We start from the raw sequence: 25,750 nt of genomic DNA, 5'->3' as shown, positions 1-25,750 counted from the left end.
CTAAAACTCATATCGTTGTGGTCCACCACGTCTAATATCTTCGTTTGCAAACTCTTCAAATTGTTTAAAGTTAGCTTTAAAAGCATTACTTAACTTAAATGCTGCTTTATAATATGCATCTTTATCAGACCAAGTTGATCTAGGACTCAACACTTCGGTTGGTACACCTGGACACGTTCTTGGTTGTGCTACTCCAAATACAGAGTGAATATGATAATCCTCATAAGTATATGCGCCTAAATCACCATTTAAAACAGCGTTAATCATAGCACGTGTGTATTTTAGCTTCATACGAGAACCAACACCGTAAGGACCACCGGTCCATCCTGTATTTACTAACCATACATTTACACCAGATTCTTTCATTTTTTCACTTAACATCTCAGCATATTTTGTTGGATGTAACGGCATAAATGGCGCTCCAAAACAAGCAGAAAATGATGGTTGTGGTTCTAAAACTCCAGCTTCAGTTCCAGCTACCTTAGCAGTATAACCTGAAATAAAGTGATATGCAGCCTGACTAGAGGTTAATTTTGAAATTGGAGGCAATACTCCAAAAGCATCTGCAGTTAAAAAGAAAATATTTTTTGGATTCTTTCCTGTTGATGGCTTTTGAATATTATTAATATGATAAATAGGGTAACTAACTCGTGTATTTTGAGTAATTGAAGTATCTTCAAAATCTACCTCACCTTTATCATTTAAAATAACATTCTCTAAGATTGCTCCTGGTTTAATAGCATTAAAAATATCTGGCTCATTTTCTTCAGATAGGTTAATTACTTTTGCGTAACATCCACCTTCAAAATTAAACACTGTATTCTCGTTAGTCCAACCATGTTCGTCATCACCAATTAATTTACGATTAGGATCTGCAGATAATGTTGTTTTTCCTGTTCCTGATAATCCAAAGAAAATAGCGGTATCTCCATCTTCACCAACATTAGCACTACAGTGCATTGGCAAAGTATTTTTAAATACAGGTAATATAAAGTTTAAGGCTGAAAAGATTCCTTTTTTAATTTCTCCAGTATATCCTGTTCCTCCTATTAAAGCAATTTTTCTTGTAAAATCTAAAATAGCAAAGTTATGTTGACGTGTTCCATCAACTTCTGGATCTGCCATAAATTCAGGTGCATTAACAATAGTCCACTCTGGTGTAAAGTCTTTTAGTTCTTCTTCCGTAGGGCGTAAAAACATGTTATGTGCAAACATATTAGTCCATGGATGTTCGTTAATAACACGAATGTTTAATTTGTAATTATCGTCTGCACAAGCATAACTATCCCTTACAAAGACTTCTTTGTTTGATAAGTAATCCGTAACTTTATCATAAAGTTTTTGAAACTTATCAGACGAAAAAGGGATATTGATATCTCCCCACCAAACTTTGTCTTCTGTAATACTATCTTTTACAATAAAGCGGTCTTTAGGCGAACGCCCAGTAAACTCACCAGTATTAACCGCCAAAGTCCCGTTTGAGGTTTCTACTCCTTGTTCTTTTGCAATAGTTGCCTTCTGTAACTCTTCAGAAGATAGTTGATATTGCACTTTAGCATTTTTGATTCCGTAGCTCTCCAACGAAATCGTTTTCGTAATTTGAGTATGATCTACCATAATATTGTTTGTGTTGTTTATAATGCAAAACTAAAACAATATTTTAAAGAAAGGACTTTATTTTAAAAATTCTATTTTTTTAGCTTCAAAAAACTCACTAACATCACTAACCATGAAGCAATTAAAAACAAACCACCAATTGGAGTTATCAATGCAATTGCTTTAAAGTTGAATGCTGTTATTGTATTTGTTGCTAATCCATAAATAGATCCTGAGAAGAAAATTACACCAATTATAACCAAATATAAAATCATCTTTTTTTGAGTTACTTTAAGGTAAGATGTACTTCCTGCAAAAAGTAACATAATAGCATGATACATTTGATATTTCACACCAGTTTCGAAAGTTTTTAGAGCTTCTTCCGAAATTAATTCTTTCAATCCATGAGCTGCAAAAGCACCAAGTATCACTGATAAAACACCTAATATTGTAGCGGTTATTAATAGCTTCTTATCCATATAAATATCGTATTGGTTTTTATTGACCTTTCTATTTCTTACTTTCGTAGAACACAAAATTACTTAACAAATCTCATTATGCGAAAGATTTTAGTCATAGGTTCAGGAAAATCTGCATCTTATCTTATAAAATATTTATTAGAAAAATCAGATTCTGAAAACCTATTAATTATTGTAGGTGATATTAACTTCACTAATGCAAAAAAATTAATTGGAAACCACAAAAATGCACAAGCCATTGCGCTTGATGTATTTGATAAACACTCTAGAGAGAATGCCATTAAAAATGCAGATATTATTATCTCTATGCTACCAGCACGTTTTCATATAGAAGTTGCAAAAGACTGTATTACTTTCAATAAAAATATGGTTACAGCATCTTACGTTAGTAACGAAATGCAAGCTTTAGATAAATCGGCAAAAGACAAAGGTTTAATTTTTATGAACGAAATTGGTGTAGATCCAGGAATTGATCACATGAGCGCCATGAAAGTTATAAATACTATTAGAGCTAAAGGCGGAAAAATGATTTTATTCGAATCATTTACAGGCGGTTTAGTTGCTCCCGAAAGCGACAACAATTTATGGAATTACAAATTTACTTGGAATCCTAGAAACGTAGTAGTTGCAGGACAAGGTGGTGCCGCAAAATTTTTACAAGAAGGCACTTATAAATACATCCCTTACAACAGACTTTTTAGACGTACAGAATTTTTAGATGTTGAAAATTTTGGACGCTTTGAAGCTTATGCTAACAGAGATTCTTTAAAATACCAAAGTGTATACGGGTTAAATTCTATTGAAACTCTTTACAGAGGAACCATGCGACGTGTAGGATTCTCAAGAGCTTGGAACATGTTTGTTTTATTAGGAATGACAGACGATAGTTACACAATAGATGATAGCGAAAACATGAGCTATCGCGATTTTGTAAACGCCTTTTTACCTTACAGTCCTACAGATTCTGTAGAGTTAAAGTTCAGACATGCTTTAAAAATTGATCAAGATGATATTGTCTGGGACAAACTTTTAGAATTAGATCTTTTTAGCCAAACTAAAATGGTTGATCTTAAACAAGCTACACCTGCTCAAATTCTTCAAAAAATATTGATGGATAGTTGGACGCTTGCCGAAGATGATAAAGATATGATTGTAATGTATCATAAATTTGGCTACGAATTAGACGGCAAAAAATATCAAATAGATTCTACTATGGTTACCATAGGTGAAGATCAAACATATACTGCGATGTCTAAAACTGTTGGGCTTCCAGTAGCGATGGCAACCTTAGCTATTTTAAATGGAAAAATTAAAACTCCTGGAGTTCAAATTCCTATAACTGCCGAAGTTTATGAACCCATCTTAAAAGAACTTGAAGATTATGGTATTGTATTTAAAGAATATAATATGCCGTATTTAGGGTACAATCCATTAAATGTATAACCGATAAATATAATAGTGCTGCATGAAGGTTATTAACCAGAATATTCAAATAGATGGTATCGATAAAAAGATATTAAGAGCCTTAATGGAAGATGCACGTACACCAATTTTAGAAATTGCGCGTCAGGTAGGTATTTCGGGAGCTGCAATTCACCAGCGATTACGAAAACTTGAAAAATCAAAATTAATTTCGGGATCAAAGTTTATCATTAACCCTAAAGTTTTAGGCTACATGACCATGGCATTTGTTGGGATTTACCTAGACAAAGCCGTAAGTAATCCTGAAGCTGTGAAACAACTTAAAAAGATACCCGAAGTTATAGAGTGCCATTACACCACAGGAAATTGGAGTATTTTCATTAAAGTACTTTGTAAAGATAACGAGCATTTAATGCATTTATTAAATAAAGATATTCAATCTATTACAGGAGTTTCAAGGACCGAAACGTTTATGTCACTACAACAGCAAATAGATAGACAAATAAAAATATAAATTGAAGTATTAAAACTTCCGAAGACAAAAAGCATCCAATTACGGATGCTTTTTTTAGTATAAATAAATATTTGTTTTTTAATCTCTAGACATGAAAATAGAAAGGATATACCAAAACAATAACATTAACGATGCAAACAAGCCTAATGCTGCCGGAATATAATCGTTAGTAGTGTACTTGTTAACCAAGTTTGAGGTTTGATATAAAATAGATCCTCCAGCTAATAAACACATAGCTACAGAAAACCATAACCCTAAATTAAATCCAAATAATGTTCCCGCTAAAATAAGACCTAAAGCAATAAAGAACCCAATTGTTAATCCAGTTTTTAAAAATGAAAAGTCTTTTTTAGTTACAAACACCACGGCAGATAATCCTGTAAATAATGCTAAAGTAACAATTGCTGCTTGATTTAAAATTTCAGGACCAGACTCCATATAAGTTGCCGCAACATAAATCATTGGCACAAAAATAAAAGCTTCTGCTAAAATATATAGTCCGTAAGCGAGATATTGCGTTTGCTTACTTGTCGATTTTAAAGCCATTCGCTCAGCGTAATTGGTAATAAACATAAATCCACCTAACATAATAAGCCACTTATAACCATCGGTCATTGATAAAGCAAAGTTTACAATAGTTTCACTTTGTAATAGTAAATATTCAAATAACACAAAAAGTAAAACACCACCAGCTACATGACTGTACGTTTTTTTATAAAACGCAACACGCTCTACATCTGAAACTTGATTAAGCAGAACTTGTGATTGAAATTGTTGTTCCATAATAATTTTTAAATTGATTGATTAGAAATGTAATAAAAAAGTTAGACAGTTTACCTATCCAACTTTTTTATTTTTATATTGAAATAGAAATTAGCGTCTTCCTCCAAACACCTGAAGTGCCCAGTATAATAAAGAAGCTAAAGACCCTATTGCGGCAACTAGATAAGTTCTTGCTGCCCATTTAAGCGCGTCTTCTGCACCTGCATATTCTTCTTGTGATAACATGTGCTTTCCTTTTAACCAAGCCAAAGCTCTGTTACTCGCATCATATTCTACCGGTAAGGTAATAAAACTAAACAACGTTGCTGCTCCCATAAATACTACACCAGCAACAGCTATCCAATATCCAAGTCCTACACCTGCGGCAGCACCAAGAATTAAACCACCAATTACCAACCATTGAGACATCCCAGAGGTAACACTTACAATTGGCACTAATGCCGAACGCATTTTTAAAGCACCATAAGCTTTTGCATGTTGTACCGCATGACCACATTCGTGAGCAGCAACGGCAGCAGCTGCAGCATTACGTTGGTTATAAACAGATTCACTTAGGTTTACTGTTTTATTTTTTGGGTTGTAATGATCTGTAAGTTGTCCTGCAGTCGAAATAACTTGTACATCTTTAATACCGTTATCTAATAACATTTTTTCGGCAATTTCTTTACCGCTCATGCCGTTTCTTAATTGTATTTTAGAATACTGTGCAAACTTCTTCTTTAATTGGCTACTTACTAACCAACTCACCAGAGCAATCGCCCCAATTAATATATAATATCCAAATCCTATTCCCATAGCTTATAATTTTTTCTGTCTTGTAAATTTACTATTAAAACTACAAAAAATGAGCCAAAAATAAGTTAAGAAATATTGTCAGGATAAAAGCAACTCATAAGCTTACACAACCCCAACCTCCCAGTTAAACGCCTCTGCTATTTCGTCATATACAATACGTCCGTTAACAATATTTAGACCTTTTGCAAGTGTTTTATCGGTTTTACAAGCTTTTTCCCAACCTTGATTTGCTAAACGTAACACATAAGGTAATGTTACATTTGTTAATGCTAAAGTTGATGTATATGGAACTGCTCCGGGCATATTTGCCACACAATAATGCACCACATCATCAATAATAAAAGTAGGATTTTCGTGCGTCGTTGCTTTTGTAGTTTCAATACAACCTCCTTGATCTACTGCAACATCTACTAAAACAGTTCCGGGACGCATATCTTTAAGCATATCTCTAGTAATTAATTTTGGAGCAACAGCACCTCTTACTAAAACACCTCCAATAATTAAATCGTGATCTTTTATACGTCTTCTAATATTATATTCGCTTGAAAATTCGGTCACCACATGACTTGGCATCACATCATTTACATAACGTAATTGCTTCATATTAATATCCATAATGGTTACGTGAGCTCCTAAACCTGCGGCCATTTTTGCAGCCTGAATTCCTACAACTCCAGCACCTAAAACTAATACACGTCCTGGAGGAACTCCTGGAACTCCTCCTAATAATACGCCACGACCTTTAATTGGTTTTTCTAAATATTTTGCCCCTTGCTGAATTGCCATTCTTCCGGCAACTTCAGACATTGGTGTTAATAATGGTAGCGAACCATCTTCATCTTCAACAGTTTCATAAGCAATACAAACCGATTGACTTTTTAGCATCGCTTGAGTTAAAGGCTTGCTAGATGCAAAGTGAAAATACGTAAACACCACATGATGCGGTTTAATTAAAGCATATTCCTCTTCAATAGGCTCTTTTACTTTTACAATCATATCACTAGCAGCGTACACTTCTTCAATAGTTTCAATAAGTATAGCACCCGCATTTACATAATCTAAATCAGAGAAACCACTACCAAAACCAGCAGATTTTTGCACATAAATGGTATGATTATTTTTTGCTAATTCGAAAACTCCAGATGGGGTCATTCCCACACGGTTTTCATTGTTTTTAATTTCCTTTGGAACTCCAACTTTCATTGTTTTGTAGATTTTGAGATTCGTAAACAGTAAGAAAGTACCGCCAAAAAAACAAGCTATCCAAATGCATCACAGAGGATAAATTCATTTTTATGAAATTGTTATTTTGAAGCTTTTATTTTATAAACTTCTAAAAAATAGATCTTATTTTGAGTGTAATCTGATATTTGATGACATTAAAAATAGTTTCAATAGAAATCTGTTCTTGGAGTAACGATCACTTTATAAACACGATTGTTTTCAAAAATTAAAGTGAGTTGTTTCACTTTATTGTTAGAAAATCTTGCTCTGTTACCAATATGGTAATTAAATAGATCTATTTCTTCGGAAGAAGAATCGCTTGGTTGCCCTAATTGATTAATAATTTCAGACTTAGTATCATTAATAAAAAGTTCTCTATCTATGATATCATCTAACATTTGATAACGTCTCATTGTACTTTCGTTCCAGCGAGATTCGCTAAATCTATTTTCAAAAAAGTAATGTAAAGATGTACTAATTACAAATGCCGAAAACAGTATTAAGCCAATTTGATTGGTCTGATTATTTTTAAAATCGAAGTAATCTTTAAACACTTTTCGTTTTTTTGGAGCAGACTGTTTTTTAGTCCTTTTTTCTTCTAATGAAGGTTTTCCTACTGACGTTTTATCTGATGATGATGAATCTAAAGACATATAATTACTTTTTTACGATTTCAAAAATAGCTTAAAAAAATAGCCTTTCCGAATAAACGAAAAGGCTTTATAATATAAATTGAAGGTAAAATTAACCTACAATATTTACAATTTTACCTGGTACAACAATCACTTTTTTAGGTGCGCGTCCTTGTAATTGTTCAATTGTTTTTTCGTGAGCTAAAACAGTAGCTTCAATATCAGCTTTACTCATATCCATTGGTAACTCTAAAGTAAAACGCATTTTACCGTTAAATGATATTGGATAATTCTTGCTGCTTTCTACTAAATGACTGGCGTCAAATACTGGATATGCTGCTGTTGAAATTGATGTTTCATGTCCTAACATGCTGTATAATTCTTCAGTAATATGTGGCGCATAAGGCGATAATAAAACTAATAAAGGTTCTAAAACAACTTTACTTGTACATTTTTGTTGTGTAAGTTCATTTACCGCAATCATAAATGTAGATACTGATGTATTGAATGAAAAGTTTTCAATATCTGACTCTACTTTTTTAATGGTTTTGTGTAATGTTTTAAGATTGTCTTTAGTTGCTTCGGCATCGTTTACATTCAGTCCGTTTTCACCAACATACAATTTCCAAAGTTTTTTAAGAAAACCATGAACACCTGTAATACCAGCAGTGTTCCAAGGTTTAGCTTGTTCTAATGGTCCTAAAAACATTTCGTATAAACGTAAACTATCGGCACCATAATCTGCTACAATTTGATCTGGATTAACAACGTTGTATTTTGATTTAGACATTTTTTCGACCTCGCGAATAACTTTTAAATCTTTTTCTTCTACAACTTCATTATCTCTAAACACAGAAGCTCCTTGCAAAAATTTATATCTTTCATCAGGAGTTATTTCATCTAAGTTTATTTCATTTTTTAAATTAACAAACTGAACATCTATAGCTGATTTAAAACAAATAAATTTCTTTAATAAGCCTAAAGCATTTTTATTGAAATCTAAGAAAAGATCCATTCTCTTATTAAGAAATTCAAATAATGGCTTCGGTAAATCTTTTAATTCTCCTCCATCTTTAATATCATCGTAAAGATCTTTACTTATTATTATTTGAGAATCTGAATTAATATTTTTACTTCCATTTTCATCTGAAAAATTAGCTTGAAGAATATATAAAAAAGCACTTTCACCAAGTATCATTCCTTGGTTAATTAGTTTTTTGAAAGGCTCTTCAACGCCTACAAATCCGCGATCTTTCATAAACTTCACCCAGAAACGAGAATATAATAAATGTCCGGTAGCATGCTCACTTCCTCCAATATATAAATCTACATTTTCCCAATAGTTAAGTGCATCTTCACTTGCAAAAGTATCTTGGTTTAAGGCATCCATATATCTAAAGAAATACCATGAACTTCCTGCCCAACCTGGCATTGTATTAAGTTCTAGAGGGAAAATTGTTTCATTATCAATTTTATCGTTTGCAACAACTTCATTATTTTTTGTATCCCAAGCCCAAACATCTGCACGACCTAATGGCGGCTCACCTGTTTCGGTTGGTAAATATTTTTCAACTTCTGGAAGTCTGATTGGTAAGTGTGTTTTTTCAATCATTTGCGGCATACCATTTACATAGTATACAGGAAATGGCTCTCCCCAATAACGTTGACGCGAAAATACAGCATCACGCAAACGGTAATTGGTTTTTCCTTCACCTTGACCTAGTTTTTCTAGTTCGTAGATAGCCCGTTTTGAGGCTTTTTTATAATTAAGACCGTTTAAGAAATCACTATTATCAATTTTCACATTGTCTTTTGAAACAAAAGCAGCTTCAGAAATATCGGCACCTTCAAAAATGTTTGGGATATCAATATTAAAGTATTTTGCAAAATCATAATCACGTTGATCACCACATGGTACTGCCATAACAGCTCCGGTACCGTAGCTTGCTAAAACGTAATCACCAATCCAAATTGGCACAGGTGTTTTACTAAAAGGATGCTCTGCATAAGCTCCTGTAAACACTCCCGAAATGGTTTTAACATCTGCCATACGATCGCGTTCGCTACGTTTTGCTGTTGCTGTAATATAAGCTTCAACATCGGCTTTTTGTTCTGCTGTTGTAATTTGAGATACCAATTCGTGCTCTGGAGCTAAAGTCATAAAACTTACTCCAAAAATAGTATCAGGACGGGTTGTAAAAACCTCAATAACCTCATCGTGATTATTCACATTAAAAGTTACTGAAGCTCCAACAGATTTTCCAATCCAGTTACGCTGACTTTCTTTTAAAGAATCTGTCCAATCAATAGTATCAAGACCTTGTAATAAACGTTCAGCATAAGCTGAAATACGCATACTCCATTGGGTCATTTTTTTACGCATTACAGGATGTCCACCACGTTCGGAAACTCCGTTTACAATTTCGTCGTTAGCTAAAACGGTTCCTAATGCAGGACACCAGTTAACTTCTGTTTCTGCTAAATACGTTAATCTGTATTGTAAAAGAATTTCTTGTTGTTTTTCCGTAGAAAAAGCGTTCCACTCTTCTGCTGTAAAAGGGATTATATTATCGTCACATACGGCGTTTACATTGGCATTTCCTTCCGAAGAAAATAAAGCTATTAATGTAGAAACGTCTTCTGCTTTTTGAGTATTATTATTATACCAAGATTCAAATAATTGAATAAAAATCCATTGTGTCCATTTGTAATATTCCGGACTACTAGTTCTTACTTCACGACTCCAATCGAAAGAAAAACCTATTTGGTCTAATTGTCTTCTGTAAGTTGCTACGTTAGTCTCAGTAGTTACTGCGGGATGTTGCCCTGTTTGTATGGCATATTGTTCGGCAGGTAATCCAAAACTATCATAACCTTGAGGATGCAACACATTAAATCCTTTATGACGTTTGTAACGCGCATAAATATCACTAGCAATATATCCTAATGGATGACCAACGTGTAATCCTGCTCCCGAAGGATAAGGAAACATATCTAGCACATAATATTTAGGTTTATCACTTGTATTTGAGGCTTGAAATGTTTGGTTTTCTGCCCAATATTTCTGCCAGTTCTTTTCTATTGTATTAAAATCGTATTGCATCGTGGTGTGTATCTACATGTAAAGTCACAAATTTACGGCTAATTATACGATTGTAAAAGGAAGTATTATCAAAAAAGCAAGTGCCGTATTTTAATATAAATTAGTTACTAAAACGCTACTGTTTTCAACCTTTTTTGGACTTCGGAAATTATAATTTTTAAAAATATACATACCTACAATGAAATTTAAACGTTGTAAAATCAACACTAAACAAATTTCTTTTATATTTTTACATCTTCAACCTAATATATTTATGAGTTCATCTTTTGACAGGTACCAAAAACGTAAACTAATTTCTTCATACTTTTCTGTTGTGATTAGTATTGGATTAGTGCTTTTTCTTTTGGGATGTTTGGGGTTATTGGTATTAAATGCTAATAAAGTTGCCGATCATTTTAAAGAACAAGTTGTAGTTACAATCTATTTAAATGACAGCGCTAAAGATGTTGAAATAAATCAGCTACAAAAAAGTTTGGCTATGGCCGAATACACCAAAAGCACGGTGTACGTCTCTAAGGAAGAAGCTGCTCAATTTTTAAAGGCTGAAACTGGCGAGGATTTTATGGACTTTGTAGGATACAATCCGTTACAAAACTCTATTGATATTCACCTAAAAGCAGATTATGTTACTAATGAAACTTTAGATGGCATTACCGAAGAATTAGCTAACAAAAAATTTATTGAAGACATAAGATACGATAATGATCTTGTAGAATTAATGAATGATAACGTAAAGAAAATTACCTTTTGGGTACTTATTGTAAGTGTGTTATTTACGCTAATTGCTGTGTTGTTAATTAATAGCTCAATCCGTTTAGCAGTTTACTCTAAGCGTTTTATTATTAAAACCATGCAAATGGTAGGTGCTACAAAACGTTTTATTAGAAGACCTTTTGTTTTTAAAAGTGTACAATTAGGTATTATTGGTGCATTAGTAGCACTTATAGGTATGGGAATTGTTTTATATTACCTCAACCAAACCTTCCCAGAATTAGAGTTATTACGCCAGCCATTATTAATTGGTGCTTTATTTTTAGGCATCTTTTTACTAGGAATTATTATTACATGGTTTAGTACATTTATAGCTACACAACGCTTTTTAAACTTAAAAACAGACCAACTTTATTATTAATTTAGAAACTCTTAACAGACCTTTATAAATTAAAACAGTTACTTTGTGGCTGCATTGAAAGCCTTATAATTATGGGAGAACAAAAACGAAAAGAAGACGCAAAAACCGAATTTATATTTGGTAAGAAAAACTACAAGTTTATGCTTATTGGATTGGCATGTATAGCTGTAGGATTTATTTTAATGTCTGGTGGTGGTAGTGACGACCCTAACGTTTTTAACCCAGATATTTTTAGCTTTAGACGTATTAGATTAGCGCCAACGCTTATTTTAATTGGTTTTGGTATTGAAATTTATGCTATTTTATTAAACCCTAACAAGAAATAAAAACACACTTTTAAAGTGTTTTTACAAAGTTTTTAGCCATTTCGGTGACATACTTATAACTATTTTTCATAGCGTCATCTAGATTGGTAGCGTAATTTAAAACAGCATCTGAATAAGAGATCCCAAAGTTTTTAATTGTTTTTTCGTCTAAAGAAATAGCACCACAAAAAGCAGCGACTTTAATATTTTTTTCTTCGGAAGACTGCATTACACCTTGTATTGTTTTTCCTGAAAATGTTTGTTGATCTAGTTGTCCTTCTCCAGTGATAATCCAATCGGTATTTTTAATCTTTGTATCAAAATCTGCCAACTCTTTAATAAGCTGATTTCCGGTTTCTAGTATACCGTTTAAAAATAATTTTGAAGCAATACCAACACCTCCTGCTGCTCCTGCTCCAAGAATTTCTTGAGGATCGATATTAAAGGTCGTTTTAAGTACTTTAGCAAAATCTTGCAACCCTTTATCTAACATTTCAATGTCGTCTTGTGTCGCCCCTTTTTGAGGTCCGTACACATAAGCCGATCCATTATTACCGTGCAAAGGATTATTAACATCACAGGCAATCTTAAAACTTACGGTATGTAATTTTGGGTGTACTTCGCTCTTATCAATAGAAACAATATCTGATAAACAACGTCCAATTGGTGAGACTTCATTTCCGTTGGCATTTAAAAATTTATAACCTAAAGCTTTTGCCATACCAATACCACAATCGTTAGTTGCGCTTCCTCCAATTCCTAAAATAATGGTTTTGGCTCCTTTTACAATAGCATCAACAATCATTTCTCCAGTTCCTAGAGTTGTGGCATTTTTACAATCAAAATCTTTGGGATCTAATAATTTTACTCCAGAAGCTTCAGCCATTTCTATAAATGCCGTTTTTGAAGTTTCAGCATATAAATAAGTTGCGGTAACAGGTTTAAAAAATGGATTGTTTACTGTAACCGTAATTTCTTCACCGTTTAAGTAATAATTTACCACCTCAATAGTACCATCTCCACCATCGGCAAGTGGGAGTTTTACAATATTAAAATTTGAATGTGATTGCTTAAAACCTTCTTCAACAGCATTACAAAATTGCAATCCTGTTAAAGAGTTTTTAAATTTATCTGGAGCTATAACTATTTTCAAAAAGGTAGGTTTTAACTAAAAAAATTAACTAAGAATGTTGCAAATACGCAAATGATCACAAAGTAGGTAAGTAAGATAATAATCTCTTTTTTTCCGCCTTTATAAAACACAACGCCAAGTCCTTCTTTTGCTTCTCTTTTTATTAATAAACTAATTGTGTATGCCACAACCATAGTTACTAAACATCCAATAGCATTCCACCAGAACCAGAAAATATTTGGCACATAAAGCCATAAATACATATTAAAAAGCACCCCAACAACAATACCAATATTAGCACCTAAAGCGTGTGTACGTTTTGTAAAAATTGCTAGTATAAATGCGGCTAAAATTGGTCCATAAAATATTGAACTAATTTTATTAATTACTTCAATAACGGTTCCTTCAATACTTCCTGCAAAAAAGGCAAAGAATAAACAAACTAATCCCCAAAAGATAGATAATAATCGCGAATAAGACACGTATTGTTTATCGGACATGTTTGGCTTGTAACGTTTAATAAAATCTTCTAAAGTTACCGCAGAAAGTGAATTTACTGTAGAACTTAATGATGACATTGCTGCCGACATTATTGCAACAATTAAAATTCCTATAATTCCGTTAGGTAAATAATTCATAATAAATACTGGTACCATTAAATCGGCTTTTTTACCTTCTAAAGTTCCAATATTAGCTTGGTAAACGCTATCCATCATATCTTGAAAACCTACATCTTGTAATAATAAGGTTCCTAAAACAAGTCCCATTACACAGTAAGTTAATGTAATTGGAAAACGAAATAATCCGTTAGCTAATAATAATTTCTTAATGGTTGGCATACCGTCTGCAGAGAGTAAACGTTGTGATTGAGTTTGATCTGTTCCGTAGTAAGAAGCATATAAGAAAAACCCACCAATTACCATTGGCCAGAATCCGAATTCATCATTTTTATCGGCATTACTAAATCCCCATTTACTAAAATCTACTGCGGTTAAACGGTCTTTATCTACAAGCGTTATAAAATTATCAACCCCTCCAAGTTCGCTAACTCCGTAAACTAGACAGATAATTATTCCGAAGAATAAAATACACATTTGTATTACATCTCCCCAAATAACGGCTTTCATACCACCTTGAAACGAGTAAATCATGGTAATTACTCCAATAAGTAATATGGATACCCAAAACTCAATACCAATAGTTGCTTGTAAAATTAGCGCCATAGTATATACCATAACTCCGGTTGCTACCGAACGACTAATTTGAAATACAAAACTAATTAGTAAACGAGAAGAGGCATCAAAACGTTTTTCTAGGTATTCGTAAATACTGATAACGCCCGAATTGTATAAGGTTGGAATCACTGCTATTAACAAAAATGCCATAGCAAGCGGCACACCAAACTCGTAAGTTAACCATTGTAAACCTCCACCTTCTTTTAATCCTACAAACGCTGGCGCGGAAATAAAACTAATTGCGGACAATTGGGTTGCCATGGTAGACAAACTCAAAGGAAACCAACCCATAGATTGTCCGCCTAAGAAATAATCTTTAGAGTTTTTATTTTCTTTAAAGAAATAACCTATTCCTAAAAAACCTAATAAATAAACGACTATAATAATGTAATCTATATAATTCATAACTCTAAATTAGTGGTATTTTAATTGCTATTATGTGTGTATGCTAATCGTAATTATTCATTTATTAAATCTAAAAGAAGTGCTGCAGACCATGAGAAATTTTTTCCACCGTAACCTGCATGACCTTCTTTATGTGCTGATTTTCTTGGATCAAAGTACTCATAAAAACCATTGTTTTCAATAATCTCAAGCGTATCGTTTTTTAAGCGTTTGGCAACAGTATCATATCCATAATCTTTAGCGCCTTTATAAAGCATCCAGTTTAAGTTAATCCAAACGGGACCTCTCCAATATTTTTTTGGATTGAAACGTTCACTTGTTGGATCAAAAGAAGCACAAAGATACATATCGTCATTTCCAAATTTATCCATTAAAACTGCTTTCATATCATTAGCACGTTCCTTACTTGGGATATTAGCAAATAATGGTGTAAATGAAGATGAAGATAAGTGTCTTAATGGTTTTTCATTTCTTAAATCGTAATGAATATAACCACCAACCTCAGCATCATATAATTTTGTGTTTACTGCTGAAATGGCTTTTTCTTGCCATAATTCTAGTTGCTTAATCTTATCATCGCTGTTTCCTATAAGTTTATATAATGCAATTAAACTTTGGTTAGATTTTATTAAAACCGAATTAAACAACGGGTCTTGAACTAAAAATGGCGAAAACTCAGCAATTTTAGCATCGTCATAATTATGTGCTTTTGCAACATCAATAACGTGTAAATAATGTTCGTATTCTCTATGAGTTGGACGTTGAGAAGCATCTACATGTGTAGTATCGCGACGCTCAAAAGTATATTCTGGTGAGTCTACATTTTTCCATATATCATCCCAAATTGGTGAATTATCTGTCCCAGATTCCCAGTTATGGTAAATATATACTAATCCTTCATTTTGAGGATCTCTATGATTGTAAAAGTAAGCGTGGTTATTGTAAACCTTATCTATTTGAGATTCAATAAATTTTAAGCTTGCTTTTTTATCTTTACTTATGCGGTACATTTCTTCTAACACAAAACCGGTTACTGGTGGTTGTGTCATTCCTGTTGATTTGTATTCTGGTGAAGATTCTGGGTGTAAATCTGCACGATGAAAATCTGGTCCTGGAAAATAACTATCGCTTTCTACATGAAATACAATATGCGGTATAAATCCGTTACTCCATTGTGCTTTTAATAATGTTTCAATTTCAGCTTCAGCTTTACTCATATCATAATGCGCAAAACCAATAGCTATAAAACCTGCATCCCAAAACCATTGGAACGGGTATAAATTTTCGCAAGGAATTGTATATTTTCCTTCAGGTTTAAAATTAGTATTCAGTATCTGTTGAGCTTCTGCTTGTAATTTTTCTTTGTTCATTTAAAAATAAATAAAAGACACATCATTATCGTTTATAAATAATGATGCATCTTAATTAAAACTAACTTAAAATTGTATTGTAATTAACTTTAGAAGTTAAATGTTGCATTTAAGAATACTCTTGTTGGTAAAACTGGACGTCCTACAAAATATTCTTCTTCAGTTTGATTGTTTCCTAATCTTGGTGAACCTTCTGTTACACCATCAGAATTAAATAAGTTAAAGGCTTGCGCTCCTAATCTTAAAGTTTCTCCGCCTTCGCTTAACTCAAAAGTATAACCAAGGTTTAAACTTGCCATTCCTATAGCGTCTAACTCAATAGTATTAGCATCGTTTGAAAATTTATCTCCTGTATAATTATATACAAAACTTGCATCGTACTTTTCGTTAGCATAATCTAAAGACCATGTAGAAATAAAGTTTGGTTGTCTTCTTAATTCGTTGCCTTCAATAGTTGGATCTGCAGACGATTTAGTAATTTCATGTACTTGGTAAGTTAAAGAACCTCCAAAGTTTAAGTTTTTTACAAAGTTCCAGTTCCAAGTTCCTTCAAATCCAAAAGTACTTGTATCTTGAGTATCTACTTCTTCGGTAAATCCTCCTCCTGGTGCATTTACAAATGATATCGAACGTCTGTCATTTAAGTTTACACTGTATAATGCTGCGGTTCCAGAAAATTTATCTTTTGCATATTTAACACCTAATTCTCCTTGTAATATTTTTTCTGTATCGTAAGATGATGGATTACCTAAAGCATCAAATTGTGTTCCTCTTAACTCTGGAAAGAAATACCCTCTAGAGAAGTTACCATAAACACTTAAGTTATCGTTTACTTTATAAAGTCCTGCTACAACTACTGCAAAATCATCTGCAGAAACGTGACCTCTGTTGTAACTTCCATTACCCCAAACTACGTTATCTAAATTTGTAATTCCTGTATTATCTACATTATAAACTTCTGTTCCTTCAACTTCAATATCTCCCGAAGCACGTTCGTAACGTACACCAAAATCAAAGTTCCAACGGTCTAATTTTATTTCATCAGCAATAAAAAGTGCAATTTTATTACTTGTAATATTTCTGTTTGTATATCCTGTCCCTCTATTAGTAACTCCATTTACTGAGTATCCAGATACGTTAATTAATTCTGGTTGATCATTATACTCACCTAAATAAGTCGTGGTTACATTAAAATCTCCTGCACTAGAGCGCGACATAAAAGTTCCTAAAGTAATGTTGTGGTTTCCTGCAGTTTTTGTGAATTTAATATCGGCCATAATTTCCTGTAAAGGTCTACTACGATCTAATATTCTGTTTTCATATAATAAAGCATCATTTGCTAATGGTTGCCCATTTAGATATGTAAAGTTTCCACTTGCTAAACCTCTAGCATCTAAATATTCTTGTTGCGTTTCAACAGCTTTTGCTCCTGTAACTCCACTTCCATCTAAGAATAAGTTAAATTCATGCTTGTATTTTGAGTATCTTAATTTAGCATCTACTTTAAGTTCGTCATTAAAACGGTGTTTAAAGTTGGTTAAAAAATACCCTCCTTTAGTTACAACACCATCTTCAATTGGTGAGTTGTAAATACCATCTGGTGTTGCGTAAGAAATATCAGATGCTGCAGCCGTTTGTAATGTGTAAATAGTTTCACCGTCATTTCCTTTTGGTCTAGATCTAGAACCACCTTCTAATGGGTAAGGTAAATAAAACTGTACGCTATCATCAATCCATTGTCCTGAAAAGGTAATTGATCCTTTATCAGTTAATTGTTTAATATTTCCTCTTAATTGAAATCCTTCTGTAGCTAAACCTGTTTTTATTGGACCATCATCATAACGATAAAATCCTGATAAAGCATAAAATGTATTTGAATCCTCTCCTCCTAATGGTCCACTAGTAACAAAATCCGCTTTGTATCTTGAGTTTGAAGCAACTTCAGTTTTTAATGTTGTTTTTTGTTGACTACCACCAGTAACACTGTTGTAGTTAATAATTCCGGCAACCGATCCTACTCCGTAAAGAATAGATGATCCTCCTCTTACAAACTCTAAACTTTTCATTCCAATATCATTTCTAAAATAAACATCATGCGCAGATGAGTTTAAACCAAAAGTTCCTAATACTGGCATTCCATCTATTTGTAATGGATTAAATTGGTATTGACCTCCAGAAGGTAAACCTCTAACAAAAATATTTGATGCTACTTCACCACCTCCACCTTCGGCAGTAATTCCTGGTACACTTCTTAAAACATCTGCTTGACTACTCGTATTAATTGTTGCTAATTTTTTTGCTCCAATTGATGTAATAGACATTGGTGTTTCTTTTTGAGAACGTCGTGTAGAAGTTCCTGTTAAAAGTACTTCATCTAAAGTATTACCTCCTTCTTGAAGCGTCACAGTTAACGTTATTACACTTCCTGTTAAAGTCACTAATTTCTCAAATGTTTCGTAACCTAAGTAAGACACTTGTACGGTTTGCGCGCCGTCTAAACTTACTGTAAAATTAAATTTACCATCAAAATCTGTTGTGGTTCCTGTTGCAGTGTTCTTAATAAGTACATTCGCTCCTGGTATTGGGACTCCGGAGCCATCTAAAACGGTTCCGTTAATTTCCGTTTGCGAAAAAAGAGTAGCTACACTAAGTAAGCATGTGAACAATAGTAGTATTTTCTTCATTAGATTGTTATTTTGTTATATTTTTGATAAATCTATTACCGTTTTGTTAATTTCAGGTTAAAAAACTATCAAAATATCAACGCAAACGTTTGCGGTAACGTTTGTTATTTAAAATTTCTATTGTGAAGAGAAAAATTACAACATTAAAAGAGTTGGCGCGTCAACTAAAACTTTCTATTTCAACGGTATCAAGAGCTTTAAATGATCACCCAGATATTAGTGAAGCTACAAAAGAAAAAGTACAACGACTTGCAGACGAACTTAATTATGTTCCTAACATTTTTGCAAAAGGATTTAGAAGCCACAAAACAAACATATTAGGTGTAATTGTACCAAACATTGCACACTACTTTACCTCTACAATATTAAAAGGTATCTTGGCAGAAGCCTCTTTAAAAGGCTATCGGATCATTATTTCGGAATCAGATAACGATACCGTAAAACAAACCGAAATGTTAAGAACAATGGTGCAGTTTGGAGTGGATGGTATACTAATGTCACTCTCCAAAAAAACACAAAATATTGAAAGTATTATTCAAATGAAAAATACATTACCGTTAGTATTGTTTGATAAAGTATCTAGTAAAATACCATGTACCCAAGTAGTTATTAACGAAGAAGAAGCTTCTTTTCACGCTATTGAACATTTAATTAATACTGGTAAAAAACGGATCGCGATTATTAAAGAATCTGAACATTCCTATAATTCCGAAAAGCGATATACAGGTTATCTTAGAGCTTTAAAGGAATATAATATTGAGTTCGATGATAAAATTGTTTTGAGTTGTAGTGATATTTCAATGAAACAAGGACGTCGCATGACCAGCTTATTGTTAAGTATGAAAAAACGCCCCGACGCTATTTTTGCAATTACCGATAGTGCAGCGATTGGTGTTATTAAAACATTAAAAAAATTTAATATAAAAATCCCCGAAGATATCGCCGTTATAGGATTTAGTAATTCAATTAACTCCACAATAATAGAACCTCATTTAACCACCGTAGACCAACCAGGAGAACTTATTGGAGCAACAGCCGTAAGATATCTAGTTAATGAAATAGATACTCCCACCGAAAACTTTATCAATAAAACTATTGAAATTAAAACAAACCTCATTATTAGAGAATCTACCTTTAAAGCTTAGTAAAAATTACAAGTTTTTCAGGTATTGATTATTCTATTTTGATACATTTGCCACATGGATATTATAAACGCAATCATATTAGGTATCATTCAAGGACTTACAGAATTCCTTCCGGTATCATCTAGTGGACATTTGGAACTTGGTAAAGCTATTCTTGGAGATCAATCTGTACCTGAAGAAAGTTTAATGTTTACAGTGGTATTGCATTTTGCTACTGCATTAAGTACGATTGTTATTTTCCGTAAAGATATTTTTAGCCTTCTTAAAGGCATCTTCCAATTTAAATGGAATGAAGACCTTCAATTTGCATCAAAAATTATACTCTCAATGTTACCAGCTGTTGTGGTTGGTTTATTTTTTGAAGAACAACTTGAAAGCCTATTTGGTGGAAACATTATGTTAGTCGGTTTTATGCTTTTAATAACTGCCGCCTTATTATTTCTAGCAGACAAAGCCAAAAACACCAATAAAAAAGTAAGTTTTAGTAATGCCTTTTTAATAGGAATTTCGCAAGCCATTGCAATGCTCCCAGGAATTTCACGCTCTGGAGCAACAATCTCAACATCGGTATTATTAGGTAACGATAAAACCAAAGCCGCACGATTTTCATTTCTTATGGTAGTGCCATTAATATTTGGGAAAATTGCAAAAGACGTTTTAGGTGGTGATCTAAATTTTGAAAGCCACACCATTGTACCACTAACTGCTGGTTTTATTGCTGCGTTTGTAGCAGGATTATTTGCCTGTACTTGGATGATCGCCTTAGTAAAGAAAAGTAAACTCTCATATTTTGCAATTTACTGCGCTATCGTAGGACTTATTGCTATCATTTTTTCTATTTTAAATTAATATGAAAACAGCCGAAGACTATCAAGCAGGTCAAGTATTACTAATTGACAAACCGTTAAATTGGACCTCTTTTCAAGCCGTAAACAAATTACGATGGGAAATTCGTCAAGCCTTTAATATCAAAAAAATTAAAGTCGGTCACGCCGGAACATTAGATCCATTAGCTACAGGATTACTAGTGATTTGTACAGGAAAAATGACCAAGCAAATTGACACTTTTCAAGGACAGATAAAAGAATACACCGGAACTTTTGTTTTAGGAAGCACAACCCCTTCTTATGATTTAGAAACCGAAATTGATGCGACTTTTGAAACCGCTCATATTACCGACACATTAATCCATGAAACTACAAAACAGTTTATTGGAGAAATAGATCAGTTTCCACCAGTATTTTCAGCATTAAAAAAAGAAGGAAAACGTTTATACGAGTTTGCTAGAGCTGGAGAAAAAGTAGATATCCCTTCTCGTAAAGTGAGTATTGCCGAATTTGAAATTACAAAAATTGATGGTAATAATGTAGATTTTAGAGTAGTTTGTAGCAAAGGAACTTACATAAGATCTTTAGCCTTTGATTTTGGAAAAGCACTAAACTCTGGAGCGCATCTTTCAGCATTAAGACGTACCAGAATTGGTGATTTTAAAGTTACAGACGGCGTATCTCTAGAAGAATTTATCAATCAGTTTGCTACAAAAGAAGACTAAGTTTTAGTCTCAAAAAAAAAACTTTCATCCCTTTATACACAACAGATATTGCTTTTTATAATCTAACAATCAAATTACAACGTATATATTATAACAAGCAATACTAATTTTTGAAATTTACAGATACATACAAAGCATTACTTATTACAGCTCTAATTTCGGGGATTGTAATTATGGCTATGTTTAGTTTTCACATTACAAAAAAGGCAGAATTAATTACAGAAAGTTACTTTGAAATTACGCCTCCTACTCCCGAAGAAGAAAAGCTATTAGAAACTTTGGAGGCTTTAGAAAAAGCGTCTTCCAAAACAAATAAAGCTTATAATGAAGATGAAGAGTTTAAAAAATTAATGAAAAACTTTAAATCATTAAGTAACAACGATTTTAAAAATAACACCAAAACACCTCAAAAAACTTCAGCTTCAGAAAGTGAAACTACATCAAGTTCACAAAGCGTGCTAACTTCTAATTACGAAGAACAATCTATCTCTGAAAAAGAATTAAATGCCTATAAAAAAGCAAAAGCTATTTTAGCCATGCACTCTGACAAAGAAGAAGATAAAAACGAGAAAGGAAATTCAGCAAGTACATTAACTTACTCTTTAAAAGGGCGCGAATTAATAAGATATAATACGCCACGTTATTTATGCGAAGACAGTGGAAAAATTGTGGTAAATATCACAGTAAATACTTCAGGTAAGGTTACAGATACTTATATTAACACTTCGTCTTCTACAGATAATCAATGTTTAACCCAACACGCTTTAGAATATGCCGAATCGGTTATATTTGACTCGGCAACTCTAAAATCGCAAATAGGTACTATTACATTCTATTTTAAGGGAAAATCTTAAAGACTTAACGCAGCAAGCATATCATTCACTACTGCTTGTCCTTTATTTTTATTGTACCAATGTTGTAACTCCTCCTTAAATTCTGGAGTAAGCGCACCATGTTTGGCTTTATAATCGTTAACCATTGCTGTTGCTTCAGTTGGTCTTGGACCGTAACTTCCTACAACTTCTCCGGTAGTATTGTTTAACATTATTAACTTAGGAATTGATTTTCCGCCATTAGTTAAAAATTGATCCATGAGTGCTTCATTTTCATCTCTCAGTACAATTTTTAAATCAATATTTTCATTAAGTTCTGCTACTTTTTGTATTACTGGAACTACATGAGCCGCATCACCACACCAACTTTCCGTAAGTACAACCCAAGTAAAATCGCCTTTAAAATCTGCTATTTTTTGTTTTGCGTCTTCAGTTATTTTTATTGTTTTATCCCAACGTTTCATACGTTTATCATTAAGCATGGTGTAATTTGCCATAGCTTCAGATTGATCTGGTCCTGTTGCACCATTTGTAGCTACCAAATCACTTACTAATGTTCGGTATTCAGGATATGTATAGCTTTTTTTTAAGCTTTCAGTAATTGTATTTAAAACGGGTGTTTGATCTAGTGTGTTCATAATTTTAATTCCTTTCTAACAAAAATACTATTTAACAGCATATATTTAGGTAACTGTTGTTACATTAGTAGTATCAATTTAAAAACCTTACAAAATGACAAAGCACAGATGCGGATGGTGTAAAGGAGATAACCTTTATGAAGCTTATCACGATCAAGAATGGGGAATTCCTGTTTATGATGACGCTACGATTTTTGAGTTTTTAATTTTAGAAACCTTTCAGGCAGGTTTAAGTTGGATTACCATTTTACGTAAACGTGATAATTTCCGTAAAGCCTTTGATTTTTTCGACTATAAAACCATAGCCAATTACAATCAGGATAAAATTGATAGCTTATTACAAGATGCCGGTATTATTAGAAATAAACTAAAAATAAACGCCACTATAAGTAATGCAAAAGCATTTATGCTTATACAGGAAGAATTTGGAACGTTCTCAAAATACATTTGGGATTTTGTGGGTGGAAAACCTATAAAAAATAAAGTTGATGTTTATAAAAATGCCCCAGCAAGTACAGCCATAAGCGAAGCATTAAGTAAGGATTTAAAAAAACGAGGATTTAAATTTGTAGGCCCAACCGTGGTTTATGCTCATATGCAAGCTACTGGAATGGTGAACGATCATGAGATGGATTGTTATAGATATGATGAAGTGTAACGTTTAACTTAAATAGCTTAAAAATTCATCTCGAGGAATATCTTGCGCTCCTAAACTCTCCAAATGACTTGTGTAAACTTGACAATCTATAAGTTTGTAGTTTGTATTCTGAATAAATGTGATAAAACCAACCTTACTCGCGTTACTCACTTTGGCAAACATGCTTTCACCACAAAAAACGCCATTCCCTAAATCTACACCATATAAACCACCAACAAGTGTCTCATTTTGCCATACCTCAACAGAAGTTGCGTAGCCCATTTCATGCAATTCAATATAGGCATTTCTCATGGTATTGGTTATCCATGTTCCTGCTTGACCATCGCGCTTAATTTTTGAACACGCATCAATAACATATGCAAAAGCAGTATTTACAGTGACTACAAAATCGGAATTTCGTAACACTTGTTTCATGCTTTTAGAGACTTTTAATTCCTCTGGAAATAAAACAAACCGAGGGTCTGGACTCCACCATAAAATAGGCTCGTCTGCTTCAAACCACGGGAATATACCACACTTATAAGCTAAAAGTAAACGCTCCACACTCAAATCGCCACCAAAAGCTAAAACACCTTCAGGAGAAGCTAACTCATGGTTAGGAAAGCTAAGATCGTCTGTAAGTAAAATCATGTGTTTAATATTAAAAAATTAAGGGAAATAAAAAACCCCAATGTAAAGATACATTGAGGTTTTAATATAAAAAATTTCTTTTTTTATAGCTTAAAAAGGAAGATCATCATGATCCTCAGAATTTAAATTTCCAGCTGGTTCAAATGCTTGAGCAGGAGGAGTTGCAGGCATACTTGCAGATTCTGCTTGAGCTGCTTCTATTCTCCATCCTTGGATTGAGTTAAAATATTTAGTTTCTCCTTGTGGATTAACCCATTCTCTACCTCTTAAGTTGATGCTGATTTTTACAGGTTGACCTACTTGAAAGTTGTTAAGTAAATCTGTTTTATCTTGCACGAACTCTACCATTATATGTTGTGGATATTGCTCTTCTGTTGTTACAACAACTTCTCTTTTTCTAAACCCATTACCTCCAAAAGTTTGAGTTTCTCCTACCATTTTGATTTTTCCTTGTACTTCCATATCCTATTTAATTTACTTTACTTTACTTTACTTTACTTTATAATAATAATAATTTCCACGCACTGTTTACATCACCAAGACTTAGGTAATTACGTGCAATTGTATGTTTTTCTCTATGAGACATCTCCTTTATATTTGGATAACGTTCACTAATCTTATTTAAAAATAACTCAATTTCTTCTTCATTTGGTAATGCCTCAACATTTCCTAACATTCCTAAATCATTTCCAGTAAAAATCATACTGTTTTTTATGTATTCAGGCATTGCATCTACACCAATTCCACGAGTTTGTAATGGCTTAGGTATTTCAAAGAAACTATCTTTAGCACGGTTATAATAACTCCCACCAGCTCTAGCTACGAGATCTAGTTTTATTTGATCAATCGCTCCATTTTCATCTAGTACACTATCGTCTATATGTAATTTTACAACTTCACAAATCACTAAATTTCCTGCGCCTCCTTCTGTTCCTAATTTTACAATTTCATTCACCTTACACTCAAATTGTACTGGTGACTCAGCAACTCTAAAAGGTTTTATCAAATCTGATTTCAACATGGTTAAACCTGCTTTATCAAATTCGTTTACACCTTCGGCATATTCTGTACTACTTAAAGATGCTTGATGCACCAAATCGTAATTCACAACGTTAATAACCACCTCTTTTACGCGCTCAACATTTTCTAAAGTATGCTTAGTTGTATTATCTCTTACACGTCTTGCCGGTGAAAAAATAAGGATTGGCGGGTTAGCACTAAACACATTAAAAAAGCTAAATGGAGACAAATTAGGATGTCCTTCTTCATCAATAGTACTAGCAAATGCAATAGGTCTTGGTGCCACCGCACTTAGCAGATAACCATGTAGTTGCGCCGTTGAAATGTCTTTGGGTTTAAAAGATGCCATCTAAAAATAATTTTGTTTTATGCAAATGTAGTTATATTAGTAGTGTTATAAAAATGATTTGCCTTATCGCCAAACAATATTATTAACAGTTTGACATTATATATATAATTAATT

The 25,750-nt window shown here is 33.0% G+C and carries 24 protein-coding genes; 9 read left to right on the top strand and 15 right to left on the bottom strand.

The window, feature by feature from the left end; genetic code table 11:
* Both pckA and ACU4C5_RS06790 read right to left on the bottom strand, forming a co-directional pair.
* Entirely contained in the window at positions 1-1,617 is a 1,617-nt protein-coding gene (gene pckA, locus ACU4C5_RS06795) for a phosphoenolpyruvate carboxykinase (ATP) (protein ID WP_446846314.1), read from the bottom strand.
* 71 nt (positions 1,618-1,688) lie between these two features.
* Positions 1,689-2,075: a DUF423 domain-containing protein gene (locus ACU4C5_RS06790; protein ID WP_446846312.1), complete on the bottom strand. Its 387-nt coding sequence runs from the start codon at positions 2,073-2,075 to the stop codon at positions 1,689-1,691.
* A 78-nt stretch (positions 2,076-2,153) separates the two neighbouring features.
* On the opposite strand from ACU4C5_RS06790, the gene ACU4C5_RS06785 reads away from it, so the two are divergent.
* Positions 2,154-3,518 (top strand): saccharopine dehydrogenase family protein, encoded by a 1,365-nt coding sequence (locus ACU4C5_RS06785; protein WP_446846311.1) that lies wholly within the window; start codon positions 2,154-2,156, stop codon positions 3,516-3,518.
* 22 nt (positions 3,519-3,540) lie between these two features.
* Entirely contained in the window at positions 3,541-4,011 is a 471-nt protein-coding gene (locus ACU4C5_RS06780; RefSeq protein WP_446846310.1) for an Lrp/AsnC ligand binding domain-containing protein, read from the top strand.
* A 78-nt stretch (positions 4,012-4,089) separates the two neighbouring features.
* Here the strand turns inward: ACU4C5_RS06780 and ACU4C5_RS06775 are convergent, their stop codons facing one another.
* From ACU4C5_RS06775 to ACU4C5_RS06755, 5 genes are all read right to left on the bottom strand, one after another.
* Positions 4,090-4,794, bottom strand: a complete 705-nt coding sequence (locus ACU4C5_RS06775) for a Bax inhibitor-1/YccA family protein (RefSeq protein ID WP_446846309.1) — start codon at positions 4,792-4,794, stop codon at positions 4,090-4,092.
* A gap of 90 nt (positions 4,795-4,884) precedes the next feature.
* Entirely contained in the window at positions 4,885-5,589 is a 705-nt protein-coding gene (locus tag ACU4C5_RS06770) for a zinc metallopeptidase (RefSeq protein WP_446846308.1), read from the bottom strand.
* A 102-nt stretch (positions 5,590-5,691) separates the two neighbouring features.
* Positions 5,692-6,792, bottom strand: a complete 1,101-nt coding sequence (gene ald, locus ACU4C5_RS06765; protein ID WP_446846307.1) for an alanine dehydrogenase — start codon at positions 6,790-6,792, stop codon at positions 5,692-5,694.
* A 188-nt stretch (positions 6,793-6,980) separates the two neighbouring features.
* Complete coding sequence (locus tag ACU4C5_RS06760) at positions 6,981-7,466, bottom strand: hypothetical protein (protein WP_446846306.1); 486 nt, start codon at positions 7,464-7,466, stop codon at positions 6,981-6,983.
* A gap of 91 nt (positions 7,467-7,557) precedes the next feature.
* Positions 7,558-10,548 (bottom strand): leucine--tRNA ligase, encoded by a 2,991-nt coding sequence (locus ACU4C5_RS06755; protein WP_446846305.1) that lies wholly within the window; start codon positions 10,546-10,548, stop codon positions 7,558-7,560.
* A 253-nt stretch (positions 10,549-10,801) separates the two neighbouring features.
* Between ACU4C5_RS06755 and ACU4C5_RS06750 the strand changes: the two genes are divergently transcribed.
* On the top strand, positions 10,802-11,680 hold the full coding sequence (locus ACU4C5_RS06750) for a cell division protein FtsX (protein WP_446846304.1): 879 nt from the start codon (positions 10,802-10,804) through the stop codon (positions 11,678-11,680).
* 71 nt (positions 11,681-11,751) lie between these two features.
* Positions 11,752-12,006, top strand: a complete 255-nt coding sequence (locus ACU4C5_RS06745) for a DUF3098 domain-containing protein (RefSeq protein ID WP_446846303.1) — start codon at positions 11,752-11,754, stop codon at positions 12,004-12,006.
* A 10-nt stretch (positions 12,007-12,016) separates the two neighbouring features.
* On the opposite strand, the gene ACU4C5_RS06740 is transcribed toward ACU4C5_RS06745, so the two are convergent.
* The 4 genes from ACU4C5_RS06740 to ACU4C5_RS06725 all read right to left on the bottom strand — a co-directional run bounded on the left by ACU4C5_RS06740 (position 12,017) and on the right by ACU4C5_RS06725 (position 18,811).
* Positions 12,017-13,138, bottom strand: a complete 1,122-nt coding sequence (locus tag ACU4C5_RS06740) for a glycerate kinase (protein ID WP_446846302.1) — start codon at positions 13,136-13,138, stop codon at positions 12,017-12,019.
* Positions 13,139-13,149: 11 nt separating this feature from the next.
* Positions 13,150-14,757 carry a sodium:solute symporter family protein gene (locus ACU4C5_RS06735; RefSeq protein ID WP_446846301.1) on the bottom strand — a complete coding sequence of 536 codons (1,608 nt, stop codon included), beginning with the start codon at positions 14,755-14,757 and terminating at the stop codon, positions 13,150-13,152.
* A gap of 53 nt (positions 14,758-14,810) precedes the next feature.
* Positions 14,811-16,127: an MGH1-like glycoside hydrolase domain-containing protein gene (locus ACU4C5_RS06730; RefSeq protein ID WP_446846300.1), complete on the bottom strand. Its 1,317-nt coding sequence runs from the start codon at positions 16,125-16,127 to the stop codon at positions 14,811-14,813.
* Between the two features lie 89 nt (positions 16,128-16,216).
* Positions 16,217-18,811, bottom strand: a complete 2,595-nt coding sequence (locus ACU4C5_RS06725) for a TonB-dependent receptor (RefSeq protein ID WP_446846299.1) — start codon at positions 18,809-18,811, stop codon at positions 16,217-16,219.
* A gap of 122 nt (positions 18,812-18,933) precedes the next feature.
* Here ACU4C5_RS06725 and ACU4C5_RS06720 point away from each other — a divergent pair, with 122 nt between their 5' ends.
* The 4 genes from ACU4C5_RS06720 (at position 18,934) to ACU4C5_RS06705 (ending at position 22,362) form a co-directional block, all read left to right on the top strand.
* A complete protein-coding gene (locus ACU4C5_RS06720) occupies positions 18,934-19,956 on the top strand; it encodes a LacI family DNA-binding transcriptional regulator (RefSeq protein ID WP_446846298.1) in 1,023 nt (340 codons plus the stop codon).
* A 54-nt stretch (positions 19,957-20,010) separates the two neighbouring features.
* On the top strand, positions 20,011-20,805 hold the full coding sequence (locus ACU4C5_RS06715; RefSeq protein WP_446846297.1) for an undecaprenyl-diphosphate phosphatase: 795 nt from the start codon (positions 20,011-20,013) through the stop codon (positions 20,803-20,805).
* A 1-nt stretch (position 20,806) separates the two neighbouring features.
* A complete protein-coding gene (gene truB / locus ACU4C5_RS06710; protein WP_446846296.1) occupies positions 20,807-21,508 on the top strand; it encodes a tRNA pseudouridine(55) synthase TruB in 702 nt (233 codons plus the stop codon).
* 110 nt (positions 21,509-21,618) lie between these two features.
* On the top strand, positions 21,619-22,362 hold the full coding sequence (locus ACU4C5_RS06705; RefSeq protein WP_446846295.1) for a hypothetical protein: 744 nt from the start codon (positions 21,619-21,621) through the stop codon (positions 22,360-22,362).
* Here the strand turns inward: ACU4C5_RS06705 and ACU4C5_RS06700 are convergent.
* Positions 22,359-22,979 carry a thioredoxin family protein gene (locus tag ACU4C5_RS06700; RefSeq protein ID WP_446846294.1) on the bottom strand — a complete coding sequence of 207 codons (621 nt, stop codon included), beginning with the start codon at positions 22,977-22,979 and terminating at the stop codon, positions 22,359-22,361. The two genes, ACU4C5_RS06705 and ACU4C5_RS06700, sit on opposite strands and share 4 nt — an antisense overlap.
* Before the next feature lie 94 nt (positions 22,980-23,073).
* Here ACU4C5_RS06700 and ACU4C5_RS06695 point away from each other — a divergent pair, with 94 nt between their 5' ends.
* On the top strand, positions 23,074-23,637 hold the full coding sequence (locus ACU4C5_RS06695) for a DNA-3-methyladenine glycosylase I (RefSeq protein WP_446846293.1): 564 nt from the start codon (positions 23,074-23,076) through the stop codon (positions 23,635-23,637).
* Positions 23,638-23,640: 3 nt separating this feature from the next.
* Here the strand turns inward: ACU4C5_RS06695 and aat are convergent, their stop codons facing one another.
* From aat to ACU4C5_RS06680, 3 genes are all read right to left on the bottom strand, one after another.
* Entirely contained in the window at positions 23,641-24,267 is a 627-nt protein-coding gene (gene aat / locus ACU4C5_RS06690) for a leucyl/phenylalanyl-tRNA--protein transferase (protein WP_446846292.1), read from the bottom strand.
* Positions 24,268-24,357: 90 nt separating this feature from the next.
* Positions 24,358-24,729 (bottom strand): DUF3127 domain-containing protein, encoded by a 372-nt coding sequence (locus ACU4C5_RS06685; RefSeq protein ID WP_446846291.1) that lies wholly within the window; start codon positions 24,727-24,729, stop codon positions 24,358-24,360.
* Between the two features lie 37 nt (positions 24,730-24,766).
* Positions 24,767-25,636 carry a flavin reductase family protein gene (locus tag ACU4C5_RS06680; protein WP_446846290.1) on the bottom strand — a complete coding sequence of 290 codons (870 nt, stop codon included), beginning with the start codon at positions 25,634-25,636 and terminating at the stop codon, positions 24,767-24,769.
* Between the last annotated feature and the right edge of the window lie 114 nt (positions 25,637-25,750).

It is taken from the genome of Lacinutrix undariae (assembly GCF_052934785.1).
This window is presented reverse-complemented; position numbering and strand designations above follow the sequence as displayed.

Bases quoted from the DNA above. Each gene is read 5' to 3' on its own strand.
- pckA (WP_446846314.1), bottom strand. From the start codon at position 1,617: ATGGTAGATCATACTCAAATTACGAAAACGATTTCGTTGGAGAGCTAC.
- ACU4C5_RS06790 (WP_446846312.1), bottom strand. From the start codon at position 2,075: ATGGATAAGAAGCTATTAATAACCGCTACAATATTAGGTGTTTTATCA.
- ACU4C5_RS06785 (WP_446846311.1), top strand. From the start codon at position 2,154: ATGCGAAAGATTTTAGTCATAGGTTCAGGAAAATCTGCATCTTATCTT.
- ACU4C5_RS06780 (WP_446846310.1), top strand. From the start codon at position 3,541: ATGAAGGTTATTAACCAGAATATTCAAATAGATGGTATCGATAAAAAG.
- ACU4C5_RS06775 (WP_446846309.1), bottom strand. From the start codon at position 4,794: ATGGAACAACAATTTCAATCACAAGTTCTGCTTAATCAAGTTTCAGAT.
- ACU4C5_RS06770 (WP_446846308.1), bottom strand. From the start codon at position 5,589: ATGGGAATAGGATTTGGATATTATATATTAATTGGGGCGATTGCTCTG.
- ald (WP_446846307.1), bottom strand. From the start codon at position 6,792: ATGAAAGTTGGAGTTCCAAAGGAAATTAAAAACAATGAAAACCGTGTG.
- ACU4C5_RS06760 (WP_446846306.1), bottom strand. From the start codon at position 7,466: ATGTCTTTAGATTCATCATCATCAGATAAAACGTCAGTAGGAAAACCT.
- ACU4C5_RS06755 (WP_446846305.1), bottom strand. From the start codon at position 10,548: ATGCAATACGATTTTAATACAATAGAAAAGAACTGGCAGAAATATTGG.
- ACU4C5_RS06750 (WP_446846304.1), top strand. From the start codon at position 10,802: ATGAGTTCATCTTTTGACAGGTACCAAAAACGTAAACTAATTTCTTCA.
- ACU4C5_RS06745 (WP_446846303.1), top strand. From the start codon at position 11,752: ATGGGAGAACAAAAACGAAAAGAAGACGCAAAAACCGAATTTATATTT.
- ACU4C5_RS06735 (WP_446846301.1), bottom strand. From the start codon at position 14,757: ATGAATTATATAGATTACATTATTATAGTCGTTTATTTATTAGGTTTT.
- ACU4C5_RS06730 (WP_446846300.1), bottom strand. From the start codon at position 16,127: ATGAACAAAGAAAAATTACAAGCAGAAGCTCAACAGATACTGAATACT.
- ACU4C5_RS06725 (WP_446846299.1), bottom strand. From the start codon at position 18,811: ATGAAGAAAATACTACTATTGTTCACATGCTTACTTAGTGTAGCTACT.
- ACU4C5_RS06715 (WP_446846297.1), top strand. From the start codon at position 20,011: ATGGATATTATAAACGCAATCATATTAGGTATCATTCAAGGACTTACA.
- truB (WP_446846296.1), top strand. From the start codon at position 20,807: ATGAAAACAGCCGAAGACTATCAAGCAGGTCAAGTATTACTAATTGAC.
- ACU4C5_RS06700 (WP_446846294.1), bottom strand. From the start codon at position 22,979: ATGAACACACTAGATCAAACACCCGTTTTAAATACAATTACTGAAAGC.
- ACU4C5_RS06695 (WP_446846293.1), top strand. From the start codon at position 23,074: ATGACAAAGCACAGATGCGGATGGTGTAAAGGAGATAACCTTTATGAA.
- aat (WP_446846292.1), bottom strand. From the start codon at position 24,267: ATGATTTTACTTACAGACGATCTTAGCTTTCCTAACCATGAGTTAGCT.
- ACU4C5_RS06685 (WP_446846291.1), bottom strand. From the start codon at position 24,729: ATGGAAGTACAAGGAAAAATCAAAATGGTAGGAGAAACTCAAACTTTT.
- ACU4C5_RS06680 (WP_446846290.1), bottom strand. From the start codon at position 25,636: ATGGCATCTTTTAAACCCAAAGACATTTCAACGGCGCAACTACATGGT.